General features: G+C 70.1%; 16 protein-coding genes and 1 tRNA gene. 9 read left to right on the top strand and 8 right to left on the bottom strand.

Features of this window, described 5'->3' with window-relative positions; genetic code table 11:
- Positions 1-2: 2 nt before the first annotated feature.
- Positions 3-392 (bottom strand): large conductance mechanosensitive channel protein MscL, encoded by a 390-nt coding sequence (gene mscL / locus AOM00_RS05020; protein ID WP_062516736.1) that lies wholly within the window; start codon positions 390-392, stop codon positions 3-5.
- A gap of 105 nt (positions 393-497) precedes the next feature.
- The gene (locus AOM00_RS05015; RefSeq protein WP_062516752.1) at positions 498-1,094 is read right to left on the bottom strand and encodes a TetR/AcrR family transcriptional regulator; all 597 of its coding nucleotides are present in this window, start codon (positions 1,092-1,094) and stop codon (positions 498-500) included.
- 108 nt (positions 1,095-1,202) lie between these two features.
- On the opposite strand from AOM00_RS05015, the gene AOM00_RS05010 reads away from it, so the two are divergent.
- The 3 genes from AOM00_RS05010 (at position 1,203) to AOM00_RS05000 (ending at position 3,949) form a co-directional block, all read left to right on the top strand.
- Positions 1,203-1,274, top strand: a tRNA-Gln gene (locus AOM00_RS05010).
- Positions 1,275-1,385: 111 nt separating this feature from the next.
- On the top strand, positions 1,386-2,972 hold the full coding sequence (gene glmU / locus AOM00_RS05005) for a bifunctional UDP-N-acetylglucosamine diphosphorylase/glucosamine-1-phosphate N-acetyltransferase GlmU (RefSeq protein ID WP_082096610.1): 1,587 nt from the start codon (positions 1,386-1,388) through the stop codon (positions 2,970-2,972).
- The gene (locus AOM00_RS05000) at positions 2,969-3,949 is read left to right on the top strand and encodes a ribose-phosphate diphosphokinase (RefSeq protein WP_062516734.1); all 981 of its coding nucleotides are present in this window, start codon (positions 2,969-2,971) and stop codon (positions 3,947-3,949) included. Before glmU ends, AOM00_RS05000 begins: the two co-directional genes overlap by 4 nt.
- A gap of 79 nt (positions 3,950-4,028) precedes the next feature.
- On the opposite strand, the gene AOM00_RS04995 is transcribed toward AOM00_RS05000, so the two are convergent.
- Both AOM00_RS04995 and AOM00_RS04990 read right to left on the bottom strand, forming a co-directional pair.
- A complete protein-coding gene (locus AOM00_RS04995) occupies positions 4,029-5,186 on the bottom strand; it encodes a hypothetical protein (protein ID WP_062516733.1) in 1,158 nt (385 codons plus the stop codon).
- Complete coding sequence (locus tag AOM00_RS04990; RefSeq protein WP_062516732.1) at positions 5,183-5,722, bottom strand: sigma-70 family RNA polymerase sigma factor; 540 nt, start codon at positions 5,720-5,722, stop codon at positions 5,183-5,185. Before AOM00_RS04990 ends, AOM00_RS04995 begins: the two co-directional genes overlap by 4 nt.
- 323 nt (positions 5,723-6,045) lie before the next feature.
- Here AOM00_RS04990 and AOM00_RS04985 point away from each other — a divergent pair, with 323 nt between their 5' ends.
- Positions 6,046-8,544 carry a sodium-translocating pyrophosphatase gene (locus AOM00_RS04985; RefSeq protein ID WP_082096606.1) on the top strand — a complete coding sequence of 833 codons (2,499 nt, stop codon included), beginning with the start codon at positions 6,046-6,048 and terminating at the stop codon, positions 8,542-8,544.
- Positions 8,544-9,596 carry a glycosyltransferase family protein gene (locus AOM00_RS04980; RefSeq protein ID WP_062516731.1) on the top strand — a complete coding sequence of 351 codons (1,053 nt, stop codon included), beginning with the start codon at positions 8,544-8,546 and terminating at the stop codon, positions 9,594-9,596. The genes AOM00_RS04985 and AOM00_RS04980 overlap by 1 nt, the downstream gene beginning before the upstream one ends.
- Before the next feature lie 11 nt (positions 9,597-9,607).
- Here the strand turns inward: AOM00_RS04980 and AOM00_RS04975 are convergent, their stop codons facing one another.
- Positions 9,608-10,399 (bottom strand): DUF1206 domain-containing protein, encoded by a 792-nt coding sequence (locus tag AOM00_RS04975; protein WP_062516730.1) that lies wholly within the window; start codon positions 10,397-10,399, stop codon positions 9,608-9,610.
- Between the two features lie 175 nt (positions 10,400-10,574).
- Between AOM00_RS04975 and AOM00_RS04970 the strand changes: the two genes are divergently transcribed.
- On the top strand, positions 10,575-11,168 hold the full coding sequence (locus AOM00_RS04970) for a 50S ribosomal protein L25/general stress protein Ctc (protein WP_062516729.1): 594 nt from the start codon (positions 10,575-10,577) through the stop codon (positions 11,166-11,168).
- 83 nt (positions 11,169-11,251) lie between these two features.
- Entirely contained in the window at positions 11,252-11,824 is a 573-nt protein-coding gene (gene pth / locus AOM00_RS04965; protein ID WP_062516728.1) for an aminoacyl-tRNA hydrolase, read from the top strand.
- A gap of 198 nt (positions 11,825-12,022) precedes the next feature.
- Here pth and AOM00_RS04960 read toward each other — a convergent pair whose 3' ends face one another.
- Complete coding sequence (locus AOM00_RS04960; RefSeq protein WP_062516727.1) at positions 12,023-12,643, bottom strand: hypothetical protein; 621 nt, start codon at positions 12,641-12,643, stop codon at positions 12,023-12,025.
- A gap of 166 nt (positions 12,644-12,809) precedes the next feature.
- On the opposite strand from AOM00_RS04960, the gene AOM00_RS04955 reads away from it, so the two are divergent.
- Together AOM00_RS04955 and AOM00_RS04950 are read left to right on the top strand one after the other, a co-directional pair.
- Entirely contained in the window at positions 12,810-13,562 is a 753-nt protein-coding gene (locus AOM00_RS04955) for an HAD family hydrolase (RefSeq protein WP_228373409.1), read from the top strand.
- Positions 13,559-16,078 carry a glycoside hydrolase family 65 protein gene (locus tag AOM00_RS04950; protein ID WP_062516726.1) on the top strand — a complete coding sequence of 840 codons (2,520 nt, stop codon included), beginning with the start codon at positions 13,559-13,561 and terminating at the stop codon, positions 16,076-16,078. The genes AOM00_RS04955 and AOM00_RS04950 overlap by 4 nt, the downstream gene beginning before the upstream one ends.
- Positions 16,079-16,192: 114 nt before the next feature.
- Here the strand turns inward: AOM00_RS04950 and AOM00_RS04945 are convergent, their stop codons facing one another.
- Positions 16,193-16,945: an amino acid ABC transporter ATP-binding protein gene (locus AOM00_RS04945; RefSeq protein WP_062516725.1), complete on the bottom strand. Its 753-nt coding sequence runs from the start codon at positions 16,943-16,945 to the stop codon at positions 16,193-16,195.
- Positions 16,942-17,790 (bottom strand): amino acid ABC transporter permease, encoded by an 849-nt coding sequence (locus tag AOM00_RS04940; RefSeq protein WP_062516749.1) that lies wholly within the window; start codon positions 17,788-17,790, stop codon positions 16,942-16,944. Before AOM00_RS04940 ends, AOM00_RS04945 begins: the two co-directional genes overlap by 4 nt.
- Positions 17,791-17,800 lie beyond the last annotated feature (10 nt).

The raw sequence follows: 17,800 nt of genomic DNA, 5'->3' as shown, positions 1-17,800 counted from the left end.
GGCTACTTCTGCGCCTGGAGCGCGTCGCGGATCTCGGTGAGCAGCGCGATCTCGGTGGGCGCGACGGGCTCGTCGGGAGCGGGCTCATCCTTCTTGCGCATCGCGGCGAGCTTGTTGAGCGGCGTCACGATGAGGAAGTAGACCGCCGCGGCCACCGCGAGGAAGTTGATGAGCGCCTGCAGGATCAGGCCGATGCTGAAGGTCGAGCCGTTGATGGTGAACGCCATCACCCCGCTGATGTCGTGCGCTCCGAAGATCGCGGCGATGAGCGGGTTGATGAGCCCGTCCACCACCGAGGTCACCAACGAGCCGAACGCGGCCCCGATGACCACCGCGACCGCGAGGTCGACGACGTTGCCCCGCATGATGAAGTCCTTGAAACCCTTGAGCACGGCGGTCCCTCCCTGAGACGCTGGGGACACCCGGCGGGCATCCTGTTCCGCACCCTACGACGCGACGCATCGTCCGCGCATTCCCAGGGACGATGCGGGATCGGCTCAGCTCGGAGGAAGGTCGGGGCGACGCTCGATGGAGGACAGCCCGTTCCACGCGAGGTTGACCAGGTGGGCGGCCACCACCTGCTTGGAGGGCTCGCGCACCTCCGCCCAGTGCTGACCGGTGAGCGCGACCATGCCCACGAGCATCTGCGAGTAGAACGGGGCGACCACCGGGTCGAGACCGCGCTTCCGGAACTGATCGGCGAGCAGGCCCTCGACCTGTGCGGAGACGTCGCCCAGCAGCGAGGAGAACGTTCCCGAGGCCTGGGCGACGGGCGAGTCGCGCGCGAGGATGCGGAAGCCGTCGGGGGAGTTCTCGATGTAGCCGAGCAGCGCGAGCGCGGCCCGCTCGACCAGCTGGCGCGGGTGGGCCTTCTGCGCGAGCGCGCCCGTGAGGGCGCCCAGCAGCGCCTCGACCTCGCGGTCGACGATGACGGCGTACATGCCCTCCTTGCCGCCGAAGTGCTCGTAGACCACGGGCTTCGAGACGTCCGCGCGCGAGGCGATCTCCTCGACCGAGGTGCCCTCGAAGCCCTTCTCCGCGAACAGCGCGCGGCCCACCGTGAGGAGCTGCTCGCGGCGCTCGCGCGCGGTCATGCGGGAGCGGGGCGTGCGGCGCGGTTCGAGGGTCACGGCTCAAGTGTGCCGTGAATCCTGGCAGACTTGACGCCCGGGTGCGGCGAGCCTCGCGCATGTCGCACCAGTTCCGCCCTGGTGTAACGGCAGCATGCGGGCCTTTGGAGCCCTGCGGTAGAGGTTCGAATCCTCTGGGCGGAGCGGCGATCGCGACCGGGACCCTGTGCGGCCTGCGCGGCGTTCACCGAACGTTAGACTTGCCGAGTCCAGCCTTCATGCCCCTGACAAGGGTGCGCCACGTGAGGAGATCGTGTGTCCCCGACTCCACCCGCAGCCGTGATGATCCTGGCCGCAGGTGCTGGCACCCGGATGCGATCGGCCACGCCGAAGGTCCTTCATCGGATCGCGGGCCGCACGCTCGTCGCGCATGCGCTCAATGCCGCTGCCGAGCTGGATCCCGGCCGCACCGTCGTCGTCGTGCGCCATGAGCGCGAGGCCGTCGCCGCACACGTGACCGAGGTGGCGCCCGATGCGCTCATCGCGGATCAGGACGACGTCCCCGGCACGGGGAGCGCGGTGCGTTGCGGCCTGTCGACGCTCGACGCCACCACCATCGCCGCGGCCGTCGCCGCCGGCGGCGCCGACCAGGCGCATCTCGACAACCAGGTCCACGGCGCGATCGTGGTGACCAGCGGCGATGTCCCGCTGGTCGACGGCGCGCTGCTCGGCTCGCTCGTCGAGACCCATGAGGCGCAGGGCAACGCGGTCACGGTGCTCACCGCCCAGGTGCCCGACGCGACCGGGTACGGGCGCATCGTGCGTGCCGAGGACGGCGCCGTGCTGCGCATCGTCGAGCACAAGGACGCGTCCGATGCCGAGCGCCTGATCGGCGAGATCAACGCGGGTATCTACGTCTTCGACGCGGCTCATCTGCGCGAGGCGCTCGCGCGGCTCACCACCGACAACGCCCAGGGTGAGCTGTACCTCACCGACGTGCTGGCGCTGGCCCGGGAGGCCGGCGGCCGTGTGGGCGCGATGGTCGCTCCGCACGCCTCGGCGGTCGAGGGCGTCAACGACCGCGTCCAGCTCGCCTCGGCGGGCGCGGCGCTCAACCGGCGCATCGTCGAGTCGTGGATGCGCGCCGGCGTCACGGTCGTGGATCCTGCGACCACGTGGATCGACGTCGACGTCACCCTCGAGGCGGACGCCACTCTTCTTCCCGGCACCCAGCTGCACGGTGCGACCCGCATCGGTGCGCATGCGACGGTCGGCCCGGACTCCACGCTGACCGACGTGGTGGTGGGTGCCGGCGCGACCGTGACCCGCGTCCACGGCTCGAGCGCGGTCATCGGCCCCCGTGCGACGGTGGGCCCCTTCACCTACCTGCGACCGGGCACGGTGCTGGGGGAGAAGGGCAAGATCGGCGCCTTCGTCGAGACCAAGAACGCGAGCATCGGCGCCCACTCGAAGGTGCCGCACCTCAGCTACGTGGGCGATGCCACGGTGGGCGAGCACTCCAACGTCGGGGCGGGCACCATCTTCGTCAACTACGACGGCGTGGCGAAGTCGAGCTCGCGCGTGGGCGACCATGTGCGCATCGGCTCCGACAACACGCTCATCGCGCCCGTCGAGATCGGCGACGGCGCCTACACCGGCGCAGGTGCGACCATCAGGCACGACGTCCCCGCGGGAGCGCTCGCGCTCAACGCGGTCCAGCAGCGCGTGGTCGAGGGCTGGGTGGAGCGTCGACGGCCCGGGACGCCGTCCGCTGCCGCGGCCCGCGCCGTGAAGGATGAGGATCTTGCCCGCGGGCTATCGTCCGGGGCACAGGAGGAGCGAGCGGCTACCGCCGCCGAGCACGAGGCGGCCGCGGCCGCCGATCACAAGGGAGAAGCATGAATGCCGTGATCTCGAACCCGAGCGAGCGCCGACTCGTCCTCGCGAGCGGTCGGGCGCACCCCGAGCTCGCCGAGTCGGTGGCGGAGCACCTCGGGATCGACCTCCTGCCGACCACGGCGTACACGTTCGCGAACGGCGAGCTCTACGTGCGCTTCGGCGAGTCGGTCCGCGGCGCGGACGCCTTCGTCCTCCAGTCCCATGCGGCGCCCATCAACGAGGCGATCATGGAGCAGCTCATCATGATCGACGCGATGAAGCGTGCATCGGCGAAGCGCATCACCGTGATCATCCCCATGTACGGCTACGCCCGCCAGGACAAGAAGCACAAGGGCCGCGAGCCCATCTCGGCTCGCCTGATGGCCGACCTGTTCAAGACCGCCGGCGCGGACCGCGTCATGTCCGTCGACCTCCACACCGCGCAGATCCAGGGCTTCTTCGACGGCCCTGTCGACCACCTGTGGGCGATGCCGCTGCTCGCGGACTACGTCAAGAGCCGTGTCTCCCCGGGCAACCTCACCATCGTGTCGCCCGACGCCGGCCGCGTGCGCCTGGCCGACCAGTGGTCGGACCACCTGGGCGCCCCGCTCGCGATCATCCACAAGCGTCGCGACCCCTCGGTCCCGAACCAGGTCAAGGTCCACGAGCTCGTCGGTGAGGTCAAGGGCCGCACCTGCGTGCTGGTCGACGACATGATCGACACCGGCGGCACCATCGTCCAGGCGGCGGAGGCGCTGTTCGAGAACGGCGCCAAGGATGTCATCGTCGCGTCGACCCACGGCCTGCTGTCGGGCCCCGCGGTCGAGCGCCTGTCGAAGTCCGGTGTCTCCGAGGTGGTCATCACCGACACGCTGCCCATCTCCGAGGAGAAGCAGTTCGACAAGCTCACCATCCTGTCGATCGCGCCGCTCATCGCGCGCGCGGTCCGCGAGGTCTTCGACGACGGCTCGGTCACCTCGCTGTTCGACGGTCACGTCTGAGCCCTACCGGCGCCTGACGCGAGAACGGGGCCCGCGCATCGTCACGATGCGCGGGCCCCGTTGCCGTAGACGGCGCGGCTCACATCGGTGCGAGCACCTCGACCTCGGGGCACGTGACGGAGAACTCCTCGGTGTGCAGCCGCGGTGCGTCCCCGAATCCGGTGTAGACGGACCAGTCGAGCCAGTCGCTTGCGGCGACCGTGGCAGTCGGGCCCTCGAAGGACAGCGCGGCGGTCGGCGTCGCAAGGAACGCCGGGTCGTCGGACATGTAGCGCGCCCAGCCGGGATCGAGCGTGTCGCCGTCGAGGCCGGCCGCGATCACGGCGCCGGGCGGGGCGTCGGTGTGATCCGCGAAAGCACCGAGACTCATCACGATCGGCGCGTCGGGTGTGCCGTACGTGAGCGCGGCGACGTACGGGGCGCCCTCCTCGGTCGTCGTGCACCGCAGATCGAACGCCTGGTAGGTGGTGGAGCCCACCGTGAGGACGGGCAGCGCCGGGTCGTAGGAGTACCCCGCGTCCATGGACGCCGCGATCTGCTCGGTCAGCGTCGCGTGGATGTCCTTGACGAGGGCGACCATGTCGATCCGGTCGTCCTCATCGCCGTCGAAGCCCACGTCGGCGTCGACGTCGTCCGCGCAGTACACGGCCCTGCCGCTCATGAGCGTGTTGAGACCCTCGCCCACGAGGTCGCAGCTGAGCGCGTTGCCCGTGACCCACAGGCTCAGCGCCGGGGTGTCCACGCCGGCATCGACGTAGCGCAGCGTGAGGGTGCAGTAGCCCGTGCCGTCGCGGGCGATCGATGCCGAGGTAGGCGTCGCAGGCTCGAAGACCCCGGGCTCGGCGGCAGCATCGATCATGTCCGGGGTGAGGAACGGACAGTCGGTCGGCGTGACGTAGGTGATCTCGTCGATCGTGGGCTCCGCAGACGGCTCCTCGGTGGGGGCCGTGCTGGTTGCAGGAGATGGCGTGGGCGTCGGGCTCTCGCTCGGGGTGGTGATCGGGACGGCGGGGGTGATCGGTGCGGGCTCCTGTCCGAAGAGCACGAAGGCTCCGGCGGCGAGCACCGCGACACATGCAACGGTGGTGGTGGAGCGGACGATCGCGCGTCCGCGGCGCTTGCCGGTCACGGTCTTGAGCGCGACGGCCTCGTCGAACTCGTCGACGTGTCGCATCGAGGTCGCGAGCTCGTGGTGGCGCTGGTGGAGCAGGTCGCGCATCTCGGGGATCTCGTTCATCGTGCGCTCCTCTCTGCGGTGGAGGATGTCTCGGTGGTGACGTCGCGGTACTCGGTGCCCAGGTACGCGTTCATGGCCTTGAGGCCGTCGGAGACGTAGCGCTTGACGGCGCCTTCGGACAGGCCCAGCGTGTGGGCGGTCTCGTGGACGGAGAGGTCCTCGAGGTAGCGCAGCACCACGCAGGCGCGGACGCGCGGCGGGAGCTGGGCGAGCGCCGCGTCGACCGTGTGGGCGGCGACGATGCGGTCGGTGGCGTCGGGGACGGCCTCGGGGCGGGCGTTGCGGCGGGCTCGCTCGCGATCGGCCTTCTCCTTGCGCTTGGCGTCGATGAACCGGGTCGCGATCGCGCGGCGCACGTACTGCTCGGCCTGGGCGACGTCGTCGAAGCGGCGATGGCGTGAGAACACGGCGATCACCGCCTCCTGGATCAGGTCGTCGGCCTCGCTCGGCCCGGCCAGCATCGTCGCGAACGCCGTGAGGCGTCCCATGCGCTGCCCTGCCAGCTCGTGCAGCATCGGCTGCCATGTCACGGTCATCGTGGTCCCCCAGTCATGCCCCGATAACGGAGCCCCGCCGGAAACGGTTGGGTGGCATCCTGCCAGTTGCGCGCGAGGACTCGTGACACCTGGCGCGGGACCGTGCCGACGACCGCGGGAGCGCCGGACGTGCGCCACCATCCGTGGCTCGGGACGCCCTTCCGTGGCTCCCTGGACCCGCGGTGGGTGGCGCACATCCGGTCAGGGAGTGCACAGCCGGTGTGGCCGTGCGGCTCCTGGGCCCTTGGTCACGAGCGCGCCGAAACGATCCGCCCTAGCCTGCGAGAAGGTCCCCCAGACCGTGATCTCCCAGGGGTTAGAGAATGTTCCAAAGGCGGAACCTGTCCACCTTCGTCCGTGCAGGAGCGATCGGCGCGGGCGTGCTCGCGCTCTCGGGCTGCGGCGGCCACATCGACGGCGGCGAGGCCAGCCTCGAGCTGCCCGACCTCTCCGGGGTGGAGGTCGGCGGAGGCATCTCCGGTACGGCGCTGCTGATCGGCGGCCTGCTGGTCACGGTGCTGGGGCTCGGCTTCGGCGTCGCGGTGCTCCGCCAGGTCCGCACCCTCCCGGTGCACCGCTCGATGCGCGAGGTGTCGGAGCTGATCTACGAGACCTCGAAGGCGTACCTGATCCAGCAGGGCAAGTTCCTGCTGGGCCTGTGGGCGGTCATCGCGGCGGTCATCGTCCTCTACTACGGCGTCCTGGTCGGGTTCTCCTGGGGCCGTGTCGCCGTCGTCATCGCCTTCAGCCTCATCGGCATGGCCGGGTCCTACTCGGTCGCGTGGTTCGGCATCCGCGTCAACACCTACGCGAACTCGCGGACGTCCTTCGCGGCGCTCGAGGGCAAGCCGCTCCCGGTCCACCGCATCCCGCTCAAGGCCGGCATGAGCATCGGCATGGTGCTCATCAGCCTCGAGCTGCTGATGATGCTGGTGATCCTGCTCTTCCTGCCGCGCGACATCGCGGGCGCGTGCTTCATCGGCTTCGCGATCGGCGAGTCGCTGGGCGCCGCGGCGCTGCGCATCGCGGGCGGCATCTTCACCAAGATCGCGGACATCGGCTCCGACCTCATGAAGATCGCGTTCAAGATCAAGGAGGACGACGCCCGCAACCCCGGCGTCATCGCCGACTGCACGGGCGACAACGCGGGCGACTCGGTGGGCCCCTCCGCGGACGGCTTCGAGACCTACGGCGTGACGGGTGTCGCGCTGGTCACCTTCCTGCTCCTCGCGGTCCATGACCCGGCCATCCAGGCGACGCTGCTGGTGTGGATCTTCGCCGTGCGCGCGGTCATGCTCATCGCCTCGGTGCTCTCGTACGCCGCGAACGACCTGTGGGTCCGCCGCCGCTTCGCCGCCGCCGACCGCATGAACTTCGAGCACCCTCTCACCTCGCTCGTGTGGCTCACCTCCGCGGTGTCGATCGCCGCGACCTACGCGAGCGCCGCGTGGCTCATCTCCGACCTGGGCGACGGCCTGTGGTGGAAGCTCGCGACCATCATCAGCTGCGGCACGCTCGCCGGCGCGCTCATCCCGGAGCTGGTCAAGGTCTTCACCTCGACCAACAGCCGCCACGTGCGCGAGGTGGTGAAGAGCTCGCGCGAGGGAGGCTCCTCGCTCAACATCCTGTCCGGCCTGGTCGCGGGCAACTTCTCCGCCTACTGGCTCGGCATCGTCATCGTCGCGCTCATGGGGGCGGCGTACCTGATCTCGGGCCTCGGCCTCGACCAGATCATGCTCGCCCCCGCGGTCTTCGCGTTCGGGCTGGTGGCCTTCGGCTTCCTCGGCATGGGCCCGGTCACCATCGCGGTCGACTCCTACGGCCCGGTCACCGACAACGCGCAGAGCGTCTACGAGCTGTCGGTCATCGAGGACATCGACGGCATCGATGCCGAGGTCGAGCAGGACTTCGGCTTCGCGCCCCGCTGGGACAGCGCCAAGCGCATGCTGGAGGAGAACGACGGGGCCGGCAACACGTTCAAGGCGACCGCCAAGCCGGTGCTCATCGGCACGGCGGTGGTGGGTGCGACCACCATGATCTTCTCGATCATCATCTCGCTCACCGAGGGCCTCACCACCGGCATCGAGAACCTCTCGCTCATCCACCCGCCGTTCCTGCTGGGGCTCATCGCGGGCGGCGCGACCATCTACTGGTTCACGGGTGCCTCGATCCAGGCGGTCACCACGGGGTCCTATCGCGCCGTCGAGTACATCAAGGACACCATCAAGCTCGACGGCGAGACCAAGGCGTCGACCGAGGACTCCCGCAAGGTGGTCGAGATCTGCACGCAGTACGCGCAGCAGGGCATGCTCAACATCTTCCTCGCGGTGTTCTTCGTGACGCTGTCGCTCGCGTTCGTCGAGCCGTACCTGTTCATCGGGTACCTCATCTCGATCGCGCTGTTCGGCCTCTACCAGGCGATCTTCATGGCGAATGCCGGTGGCGCGTGGGACAACGCCAAGAAGATCGTGGAGGTGGACCTGCACGCCAAGGGCACCGCGCTGCACGACGCGACCATCGTCGGCGACACCGTGGGCGACCCCTACAAGGACACCTCGTCGGTCGCGCTCAACCCGGTCATCAAGTTCACCACGCTCTTCGGCCTCCTCGCCGTCGAGCTCGCGGTGGGGCTCGCCGAGCAGGGCAGCCACGTGCTCGTCTACTCGCTCTCGGCGGTGTTCTTCGTGATCTCCGCCTTCTTCGTCCACCGCTCGTTCTACGGCATGCGCATCAAGGCGTCGCTCGAGGGCGACGACGAGCACGTCGACGAGGACGATGCCCCGGTCGCCCCGCGCACCGAGGCGACGGTGATGGCCGACTGATGGCCGCGCTCGCGATCCTCTGCGACGGTGTCACCGTCGTGGAGGGTCGTGTCGCGGGGCACGATGCGGGGGCCACCCTGGTGCGCCGCCTCCAGCGGCTGTTCCCGGGGGCGGCGCTCGTGGGACCGCGTGCGCAGCGGGCCGACGGCTTCGACGTGGTCCCGCTCGAGCTCATCGACCCTCGCGAGACCGTGGTCATCACCATGGACGTGGTGAACGCCCCCGCGGTGTGGCGCACGCTCGCCGCGGGAGGGGCGGAGCCCCGGATCATGAACTTCGTGTGGTGGAACACCTCGCAGTTCACGCACCCCGTGCAGCGCGCGTCCCTCGCGCTCTCCTGCGCGCTGTTCCCCACGTTCGCGAACTCGCTGAGGACCGCGACGGAGGTGCGCGAGATCGTGTTCGCTCTCACGGTGCCCCAGCTCGCCGAACGCGCACGCATCGACTGGGCGAACCTGGGCATCCGCCTCGACCACGTGCAGCCGCGCGAGGAGCCGGCGGTCCCGGTGGTGCTCTACCCGGCCATCCGGTTGTCCGAGCGGAAGGATCCGCAGCTGTTCCTCGACGTGGTCGAGCGCGTGCACAAGCGCACTCCCATCCAGGTGGAGATGAGGCTCCAGGAGTCGCACCTCATCTCCGAGCGCGCGATCCGGCTGTCGCGCAAGGACTGGGCGTGGGTCGGACCGCTCACCGCGACCCGCGAGGACTACTACTACCGCCTCGCACGCACCACCGCGTTCCTCGCGACCGCACGCGACGAGTCCTACGGCCTCGAGTACGTCGAGGCGATGGTCGCCGGCGCGATCGGGGTGTTCCCCGACCGTCCCTGGGCCCGCGCGATCCTGCCCGAGGGCTACCCGTACCTGTACGCCGATGCCTCGGAGGCGGAGGAGCTGCTGGTGCGGGCCGTCACCGAGCCGGCCGCATGCCGGACCGAGCTCGACCTCCTGGTGGGAGGCGACTTCGTCGGGTGGCTGCGCAGCCGCCACGACGACACGGAGTTCGAGGACCGATTCGCGGCTGCCGTCGCACGGTGGTTCCCCGAGGGGTGAGCCGGCGCCCCCTACATCCGCGCGTAGCGCGCGCGGGCCACCGCGAACAGCCCGTAGGCGGCGAAGCCGAGCCCCACCGCGACCACGAGCGCGGGACCTCCCGGGGCGTCGCGCAGGCGCTCGACGGATCCGTCGATCCCTGCGGCCTTGTCCGGGTCCGCGGTGAGCGCGGCGAACGTGAACAGCGCGCCGACCACGCCGAGCGCCAGGCCCTTCGCGGCGTAGCCGATGGTGCCGAGCCAACGGATCCCCGTGCCGACCTCGGGGTGGGTGGGGGAGCGCAGCTCCTCCTCGAAGCGACGGGTCACGCCCTTGAACACGTGGAAGGCCCCGGCGGCGATGATCCCGACGCCGACGGCGCCGACCAGCAGGCGGCCCGCCGGCGCCCCCATGAGCGTTCCCGCGAGGCCGTGAGCCTGGCTGTCCTGGTCCTTGGCCGCGGAGCCGAGCGCGATCGACACGGACGTCGCGGCGAGCGCGAGGTAGACCACGGCCTTCCCCGCCGCCTTGACACGGTCGCGTGCCTCCGAGGCGCGGAAGGCGTCGGCCGCCTGCCATGCCGCGAGCGCGAGCAGCGCGGCCCCGGCGCACAGAAGCAGCACGCGACCGAGCGCCCCGTCGCCGACGCTGGCGAGCAGCCGCGACTGGTCGGCCTCTCCTCCGGCGCCCAGCCCGATGCGCACGATCACCGCCCCGAGCGCGACATGAAGCAGCCCCGAGACCGCGTAGCCGACGCGCGCCGCGCTCTCCCAGGCGTCGCCGCTCCGGCCGGTGCGGGCGGTGCGGAGGCTGGGCGAGGACATGCCAGCGCCAACCCGCTGCGCGCCTGCGTCATTCCCGTGTGGCGCATCGTCCCCGGACCCAGGTATAGTTATCCGGTTCCTCGGCGAGGGAGGCCATCAGGCTCTCCGTGATCGACGCGGCAGATGCGTGCAGCCTGCCTTGCCCTGGCCCCATCTGACGTAAGAGGAGAACCGCATGTCCGACCAGATCACGCTCGCCGCAGAGAAGCGCACCGAGTTCGGCAAGGGCTTCGCCCGCCGCGCCCGCGCCGCCGGCAAGATCCCCGCCGTCATCTACGGCCACGGCACCGAGCCCGTCCACATCCTGCTCCCGGGCCACGACACGATGATGGCGCTCAAGCACTCGAACGCGCTCCTCACGATCGACCTCGACGGCAAGTCCGAGCTGGTCATCGCCAAGGACGTCCAGACCGAGCCCGTGCGCCGCATCATCGAGCACGTCGACCTGCTCATCGTGAAGAAGGGCGAGAAGGTCACCGTCGACGTCCCCGTGCACGTCGTGGGCGAGTCCTTCGCCGGCACCATCCACGTGGTCGAGCACGGCTCGATCCAGGTCGCGGCCGAGGCCACGCACCTCCCCGAGGCGCTCGAGGTCTCCATCGAGGGCCTCACCGAGGGTTCGGTCGTCCACGCCAAGGACGTCGTCCTCCCGAAGGGTGCCGAGCTCGTCACCGACGGTGACATCACCATCGTCACCATCTCCGTGCCGCGTGGCGCCGGTGCCGACGAGGCCGAGGCCGCCGAGGCGACCGAGGCCGCCGCGGAGTAATCTCACCGATGATCGCCCGGCTCGCCCGACTGTGGGCGGGCCGGGCGTCGTCGTCTGCGGGACAGGGAGAAGAGGGAGCACACGTGGAGAACCTGGTCATCGGCCTGGGCAACCCTGGGCCGGAGTACGCGGAGACGCGTCACAACATCGGCCAGATGGTGATCGACGAGCTCGCGCGCCGGGGCGCCTCCTCGCTGTCCGTGCAGAAGAAGACGCACACGCGCAACGCGACCGTCCGTCTCGCGGGCCGGCCCGTCGTGGTAGGCGTGCCGATGTCCTACATGAACGTGTCGGGCGGTCCCACGTCCTCGCTCATGAAGTACTGCTCGGTGGCCCCCACCGATGTGATCGTGGTCCACGACGAGCTCGACATCCCGTTCGGCACCGTGAAGATCAAGCGCGGCGGCGGCTCCGCGGGCCACAACGGGCTCAAGGACGTCACCAAGGCGCTCGGCACGCCCGACTACATCCGTGTGCGCGTGGGCATCGGCCGCCCGCCGGGCCGCATGGAGGCCGCGACCTTCGTGCTCAAGCCGTTCTCGACGGTCGAGCGCAAGGACCTGCCGTTCCTGGTGGACGATGCGGCGGACGCCGTGGAGGCGATCCTCGAGCACGGCGTGGAGGCCGCCCAGATGAGGTTCCACACCAAGGGCTGATGCCGGAGGGCAAGCGCCCTGTCCCTCACCGTCGCCGGCCCCGTCACGGAAGTGGTCGCTGGTGGTCGGTTCTCCGAGGTCTCGACATCGCATTGGTAGACCTTGGTCGCCCCGCGCGGTGAGGCGACCATGAGCCACCATTGGCGCGCGTGGACCGCTCAGAAGCGACGCTGATCTACCACTTTCGTGGAGGCGGGATCAGTCGACCACGGTCGCGCCCAGATGCGCCGCGAGGTCGGGGCCGAGCGTCATCGCCTGGGACGCGGACAACGTGAGCCCGTGCATCGCGCGCGGCTCGAGGATCCTCCCGAGCTCGGTGCCCGACACATCGCATCCCTCGACGTCGGCGCGTGACGGCACGAGCTCCTCGATGGAGCCGCCCTGGACGGTCAGCTCGCGGATCCGCGAGCCGGTCAGGTCGAGCAGCCCGATCTGGCAGTCGACGATCTCGAGGCGACGTACCTTCGACTCGCGCAGCGACAGCACGTCGATCCGCGACGAGGCGATCCGGTGCACGGAGACGTCGGCACCGTCCATGAGCAGCGCGCCGATCCGCACCCCCTCGAGCCTGCCCGCGACCACGGTCGCCCCTGGTGCGGAGAGCATCGCCACCGAGGATCCGATGATCGTGGTACCCGTGATGCGCAGATGCGGCAGCCGGATCTCGCCCGCCTGGGTATCGCTCACCACGCATTCGAGCAGCTCGACATCCGCCGCCTCGACATCGCCGAGCACGCCGCCGTCCAGATGCCGCTGCTCGAGCACCGCGCCCGGCTCGAGATCCGCGGCGAGCATCGGCTCGAGCGCTTCGCTGTCCATGCCCTCACTCTAGGTGCGGTGCCCCCGAGGGTTCCTCGACATCGGTCCCGCACCCGTGGCTACTATCGAGGTGACGTGCCGCGCGTGCCGCCGAAACAATCCTCGGGTCGCGCGCGTTCGACCGGATGCCAGGCATTCGACCGACCCACGAGCTGAAGGGAGAACCGTGACGACCGAGACCGGACCGTGGCGTCTGCCCCAGGTGCCCGATGCGAGCTTCGCCGCCGCCCTGTTCGACCTGGACGGGGTGCTGACCCCGACCGCGGACGTGCACATGGACGCGTGGAGGCGCATGTTCACCGACTACTTCGAGTCGCACGGGATCACACCCGCCTACACGGACGCCGACTACTTCGCGTACGTCGACGGCAAGCCGCGCTACGACGGGGTGCGCTCGTGCCTCGCCTCGCGCGGCGTGACCCTGCCCGACGGGACGCCGGACGATGCGGCGGGCACGGAGACCGTGTGCGGCCTGGGCAACGCGAAGAACGCCATGTTCTCGGCGATCCTGCGGGAGGAGGGCGTCACGCCCTACCCCGGCTCGGTCGCGCTCATCGACCATCTCGAGAGCGTCGGGTGCGCGATGGCCGTCGTGTCGAGCTCGCGCAACGCCCCGGCGGTGCTCGAGGCGGCGGGGCTCGCGCACCGCTTCGAGGTGGTGGTGGACGGTCAGGTGGCCGCCGACACCGGCCTGCCGGGCAAGCCCGCGCCGGACACGTACCTCAGGGGAGCCGAGCTGCTCGGCGTGCCCAAGGAGGCCGCCGTGGTGCTCGAGGACGCGATGTCCGGGGTAGCCGCGGGGCGCGCGGGGGCGTTCGGCCTGGTGGTCGGCGTGGACCGCGGCGCCGGTGCGGAGGACCTCGCCGCGGGCGGCGCGGACATCGTGGTCCAGGATCTCGAGGAGCTGGTGCAGCGATGAAGGCGGCGCAGCGCGCGCTCGGAGACATGAGCGCGCCCGACTACGTGGACCGGCTGCGCTTCCCTGCGGACCCGTGGCGGCTCATCGAGAGCGAGTTCGACGAGGACAACCTGGGAGCGACGGAGACCCTGTTCTCCGTGGGCAACGGCTACCTGGGCCTGCGGGGCAACATCGAGGAGGGCCACGACGCCCACGCGCACGGCACCTTCATCAACGGCTTCCACGAGACGTGGCGCATCCGCCACGCCGAGGAGGCGTACGGCTTCGCGCGGACCGGCCAGACCATCGTGAATGCGCCGGATCCCAAGATCATCCGGCTCTACGTCGACGACGAGCCGCTGCTGCTGTCGATCGCGGACCTGCCCGAGTACTCGCGCACGCTCGACATGCGCACGGGCGTGCTCACGCGCGACCTGCTGTGGCGCACCCCAGCAGGCAACCGTGTGCGCGTCCGCTCGCGGCGCATGGTGTCCTTCCGGCAGCGCCACCTCGCGATCATGCAGTTCGAGGTGACGCTGCTCGACCACGAGGCGCCTGTCGCGATCTCGTCCCAGCTGCTCAACCGGCAGGCGGGCGCCGACGAGTACCGCTCGAGCCCTGGCACGTCGGCGGGCTTCGACCCGCGCAAGTCCGAGGCGCTCGAGGAGCGGGTGCTCGAGCCGCGCCTGCACCGTGCGCACGACGACCACCAGCTGCTGGGCTACCAGTGCGTGAACTCCAAGATGACGCTTGCCGTCGCGATGGAGCACATGTACGAGTTCGACGGCGACGTCGAGGTCGAGGCCGAGGTCCAGCCCGACTACGCGAAGTCGGTGTTCCGCTTCCGCGCGGCTCCCGGTCGCACGTTCTCGCTCACCAAGGTGGTCACGTATCACACGTCCCGCGCGGTTCCCGCGCGCGAGCTAGGCGACCGCTGCCACCGCACGCTGGCCCGCGTGCGGGAGGAGGGCGTCGAGAAGCAGTTCGCGGACCAGGAGGAGTGGCTCGCGGACTTCTGGGACCGATCCGATGTCGAGGTCGACGGTGACGACCGCATCCAGCAGGCCGTGCGCTGGAACCTCTTCCAGCTCGCGCAGGCGGCCGCGCGCGGCGACGGCCAGGGCGTGGCCGCGAAGGGTGTGACGGGGTCGGGCTACAGCGGCCACTACTTCTGGGACACCGAGATCTACGTGGTGCCGTTCTTCGTGTACACGTCGCCCGGCATCGCCCGGAATGCGTTGCGCTACCGCTACCGCATGCTCCCCAAGGCCATCGAGCGTGCGGGGGAGCTCGCGCAGCACGGCGCGCTGTTCCCGTGGCGCACCATCAACGGCGAGGAGGCCTCCGCGTACTACGCGGCCGGCACGGCGCAGTACCACATCGATGCGGACATCTCCTTCGCGATCGACAAGTACGTGAAGGCCACGGGCGACGACGAGTTCCTCGCGCGCGAGGGGATCGACATCCTGGTCCAGACCGCGCGGATGTGGGCGGATCTGGGCTTCTGGCGCAACCTCCGGGGCGACGGCTCGAGCTTCCGCATCCACGGCGTCACCGGTCCGGACGAGTACACGACCGTGGTGAACGACAACCTCTACACGAACGTCATGGCGCGCTTCAACCTGCGCGCGGCCGCGGCGTCCGTGCGCAAGCTCGCCTCGATGTGGCCGGACCAGTACCGGCGCATGGTGGCCCGGCTCGGGCTCGAGGAGGCCGAGGTCATCGAGTGGGAGTCCGCCGCGGAGGCGATGGCCATCCTGTGGGACGACGACCTGGGCATCCACCCGCAGGACGCGCTGTTCCACGAGCGCGAGCTGTGGGACCTCGAGAACACGCCGCCCGAGCAGCGTCCGCTGCTGCTGCACTTCCACCCGCTGGTGATCTACCGCTTCCAGGTGCTCAAGCAGGCGGATGTGGTGCTCGCGCTGTTCCTCCAGGGCGACCAGTTCTCGTTCGAGGAGAAGAAGGCGGATTTCGACTACTACGACCCCATCACCACGGGCGACTCGACGCTGTCGGGCGTGGTGCAGTCGATCATGGCCGCCGAGGTGGGCTACCACGAGCTCGCGCTGCGGTACTTCTGGGACGGGTTGTTCGTCGACATCGCCGACCTGCACTCGAACACCGCCGACGGCGTCCACGTGGCGTCCGCCGGCGGGGTGTGGTCCGCGCTGGTGCACGGCTTCGGAGGCATGCGCGACTACGGCGGCGTCCTGTCGTTCGACCCGCGCCTGCCCGAACCGTGGCCCGAGATGCGCTTCCGCCTCACCCAGAAGGGCACGCGGCTCCGCGTGACCGTGCGGCCGGAGGAGATCGCCTTCACGGTCGAGGAGGGCCAGGGGCTCACCGTCATGGTGCGCGGTCAGCGCGTGAGCGTCCTGAGGGGCGAGGACGTGGTGGTGCCGCTCGACGGCCAGGGCCCGCGCATCGCGGGCGCGCCCGACGCGGCCGCCTTCCACGGGACGATGCGCTCGGACGGCTCGGTGGTGACGGCGTCGCTGCCCGCGGTGGTGGACCAGGAGCCCGAGCTCGACTAGCCCTCCCGACAGTTCCAACGGAGTTCACCGCGACACGCCGGGGATGCGGGGCATCGTGCCCCGAATCCCCGGCGTGTCGCCAGCAGATCCGTTGGGGCTGTCAGCGTGGGCGCGCTAGCGGTGCGTGACGCGCGCGAGGAACTCGCGGGTCTCGGGCTGCTGCGGGTCCCCGAAGATCTGCTCGGGGGTGCCCACCTCGAGCGGGCGGCCGCTGTGCATGAACACGATGCGGTCGGCCACCGAGCGCGCGAAGCTCATCTCGTGCGTCGCCATGAGCATGGTGGAGCCCTGCGCCTTGAGGTCGCGCACCAGGTCGAGCACCTCGCCCACGAGCATCGGGTCGAGCGCCGACGTGATCTCGTCCAGGAGGAGCAGCTCGGGATCCGTCATGATCGCGCGGACGATCGCGACGCGCTGCTGCTGGCCGCCGGAGAGGCGGTCGGGGTAGTCGTCCACCTTCTCGCCCAGCCCGAACTTCTCGAGCAGGCCGATCGCACGGTCGCGCGCGACGTCCGGCGCGATGCCGTGGACCTTGCGCGCCGCGAGCGTGACGTTGTCGATCACGCGCATGTGCGGGAACAGGTTGAAGTGCTGGAAGACCACGCCGATGCGCGCGCGCACCTTGTCGACGTCGACGGCGGGGTCCGTGATGTCGTCCCCGGACAGGAGGATGCGGCCGTCGTCGACGCGCTCGATGAGGTTGATGGTCCTCATCAGCGTCGACTTGCCGGAGCCGGACGCGCCGATCACCACGACCACCTCGTGGCTGGCGATCTCGAGGTCCACGCCCTTGAGGACGTGGTTGTCGCCGAAGAGCTTGTGGACGCCCTGCAGCTCGAGCACGGTCGCGCGGTTCGCGGCGTTCATACGGTCCCTCCCTGCTGCTCGCGCTTGGCCATGCGCGCGGAGACGGCGTCGGTGAGACGGATCATGGGGAAGCTCATCGCGACGAACAGGAGTCCCGCGACCACGTAGGGCGTGAAGTTGTAGGTCTGCTGCTGGACGATCTGCGCGGCGCGGACCGCGTCGACGGCGCCCAGCACCGAGATGAGGCCCACATCCTTCTGCATCGACACGAAGTCGTTCATGAGGGCCGGCACCACCTTGCGCAGCGCCTGCGGGATCACCACCATGCGCAGCGTCTGCGCGTGCGAGAGCCCGAGCGAGCGGGCGGCGATGCGCTGGGACGGGTGGACGGCCTCCATGCCGGCGCGGAGCACCTCGGCGACGTAGGCGGAGTAGCAGAGGCTGATCGCGATGGTGCCGAGCACCGCGACGGGGATGCGCACCTCGGTGTTGAGGCCAGGGATGCCGAAGCCCACCAGGTACAGCACGATCAGCACCGGCAGGCCGCGGAACAGGTCCGTGTAGCCCGTGGCGAGCGCGCGCAGCGGGAAGAACACCGGCCCGCGCAGCGACCGCATCGTCGCCAGCAGCGTCGCGACCACCGCGACCACGATGGTCGCGAAGAACAGCACGCGGATGTTGAGCCAGAGGCCCTCGAGGATCTTCGGGAAGGAGTCCTTCGCGATCTCGAGGTTGAAGAAGGTGTTCCTCACCGACTCCCAGTCGGGGGAGCTGACCACCAGCCAGGCCGCGACGGCCGCGAACGCGACCGTCGAGACCAGTGCGACAAGGACCGAACGGCGGGACGCGCGGCGGCGCTGCAGCCTGCGGTCGAGCTCGAGCTCGCTGGGCTGCCAGGCCTCCATCGTGGTCACC

It is taken from the genome of Demequina gelatinilytica, assembly GCF_000971115.1.
GTDB classification, from domain to species: domain Bacteria; phylum Actinomycetota; class Actinomycetes; order Actinomycetales; family Demequinaceae; genus Demequina; species Demequina gelatinilytica.
The sequence above is the reverse complement of the archived record's forward strand: the minus strand, read 5'-3'. Positions and strand labels throughout refer to the sequence as shown.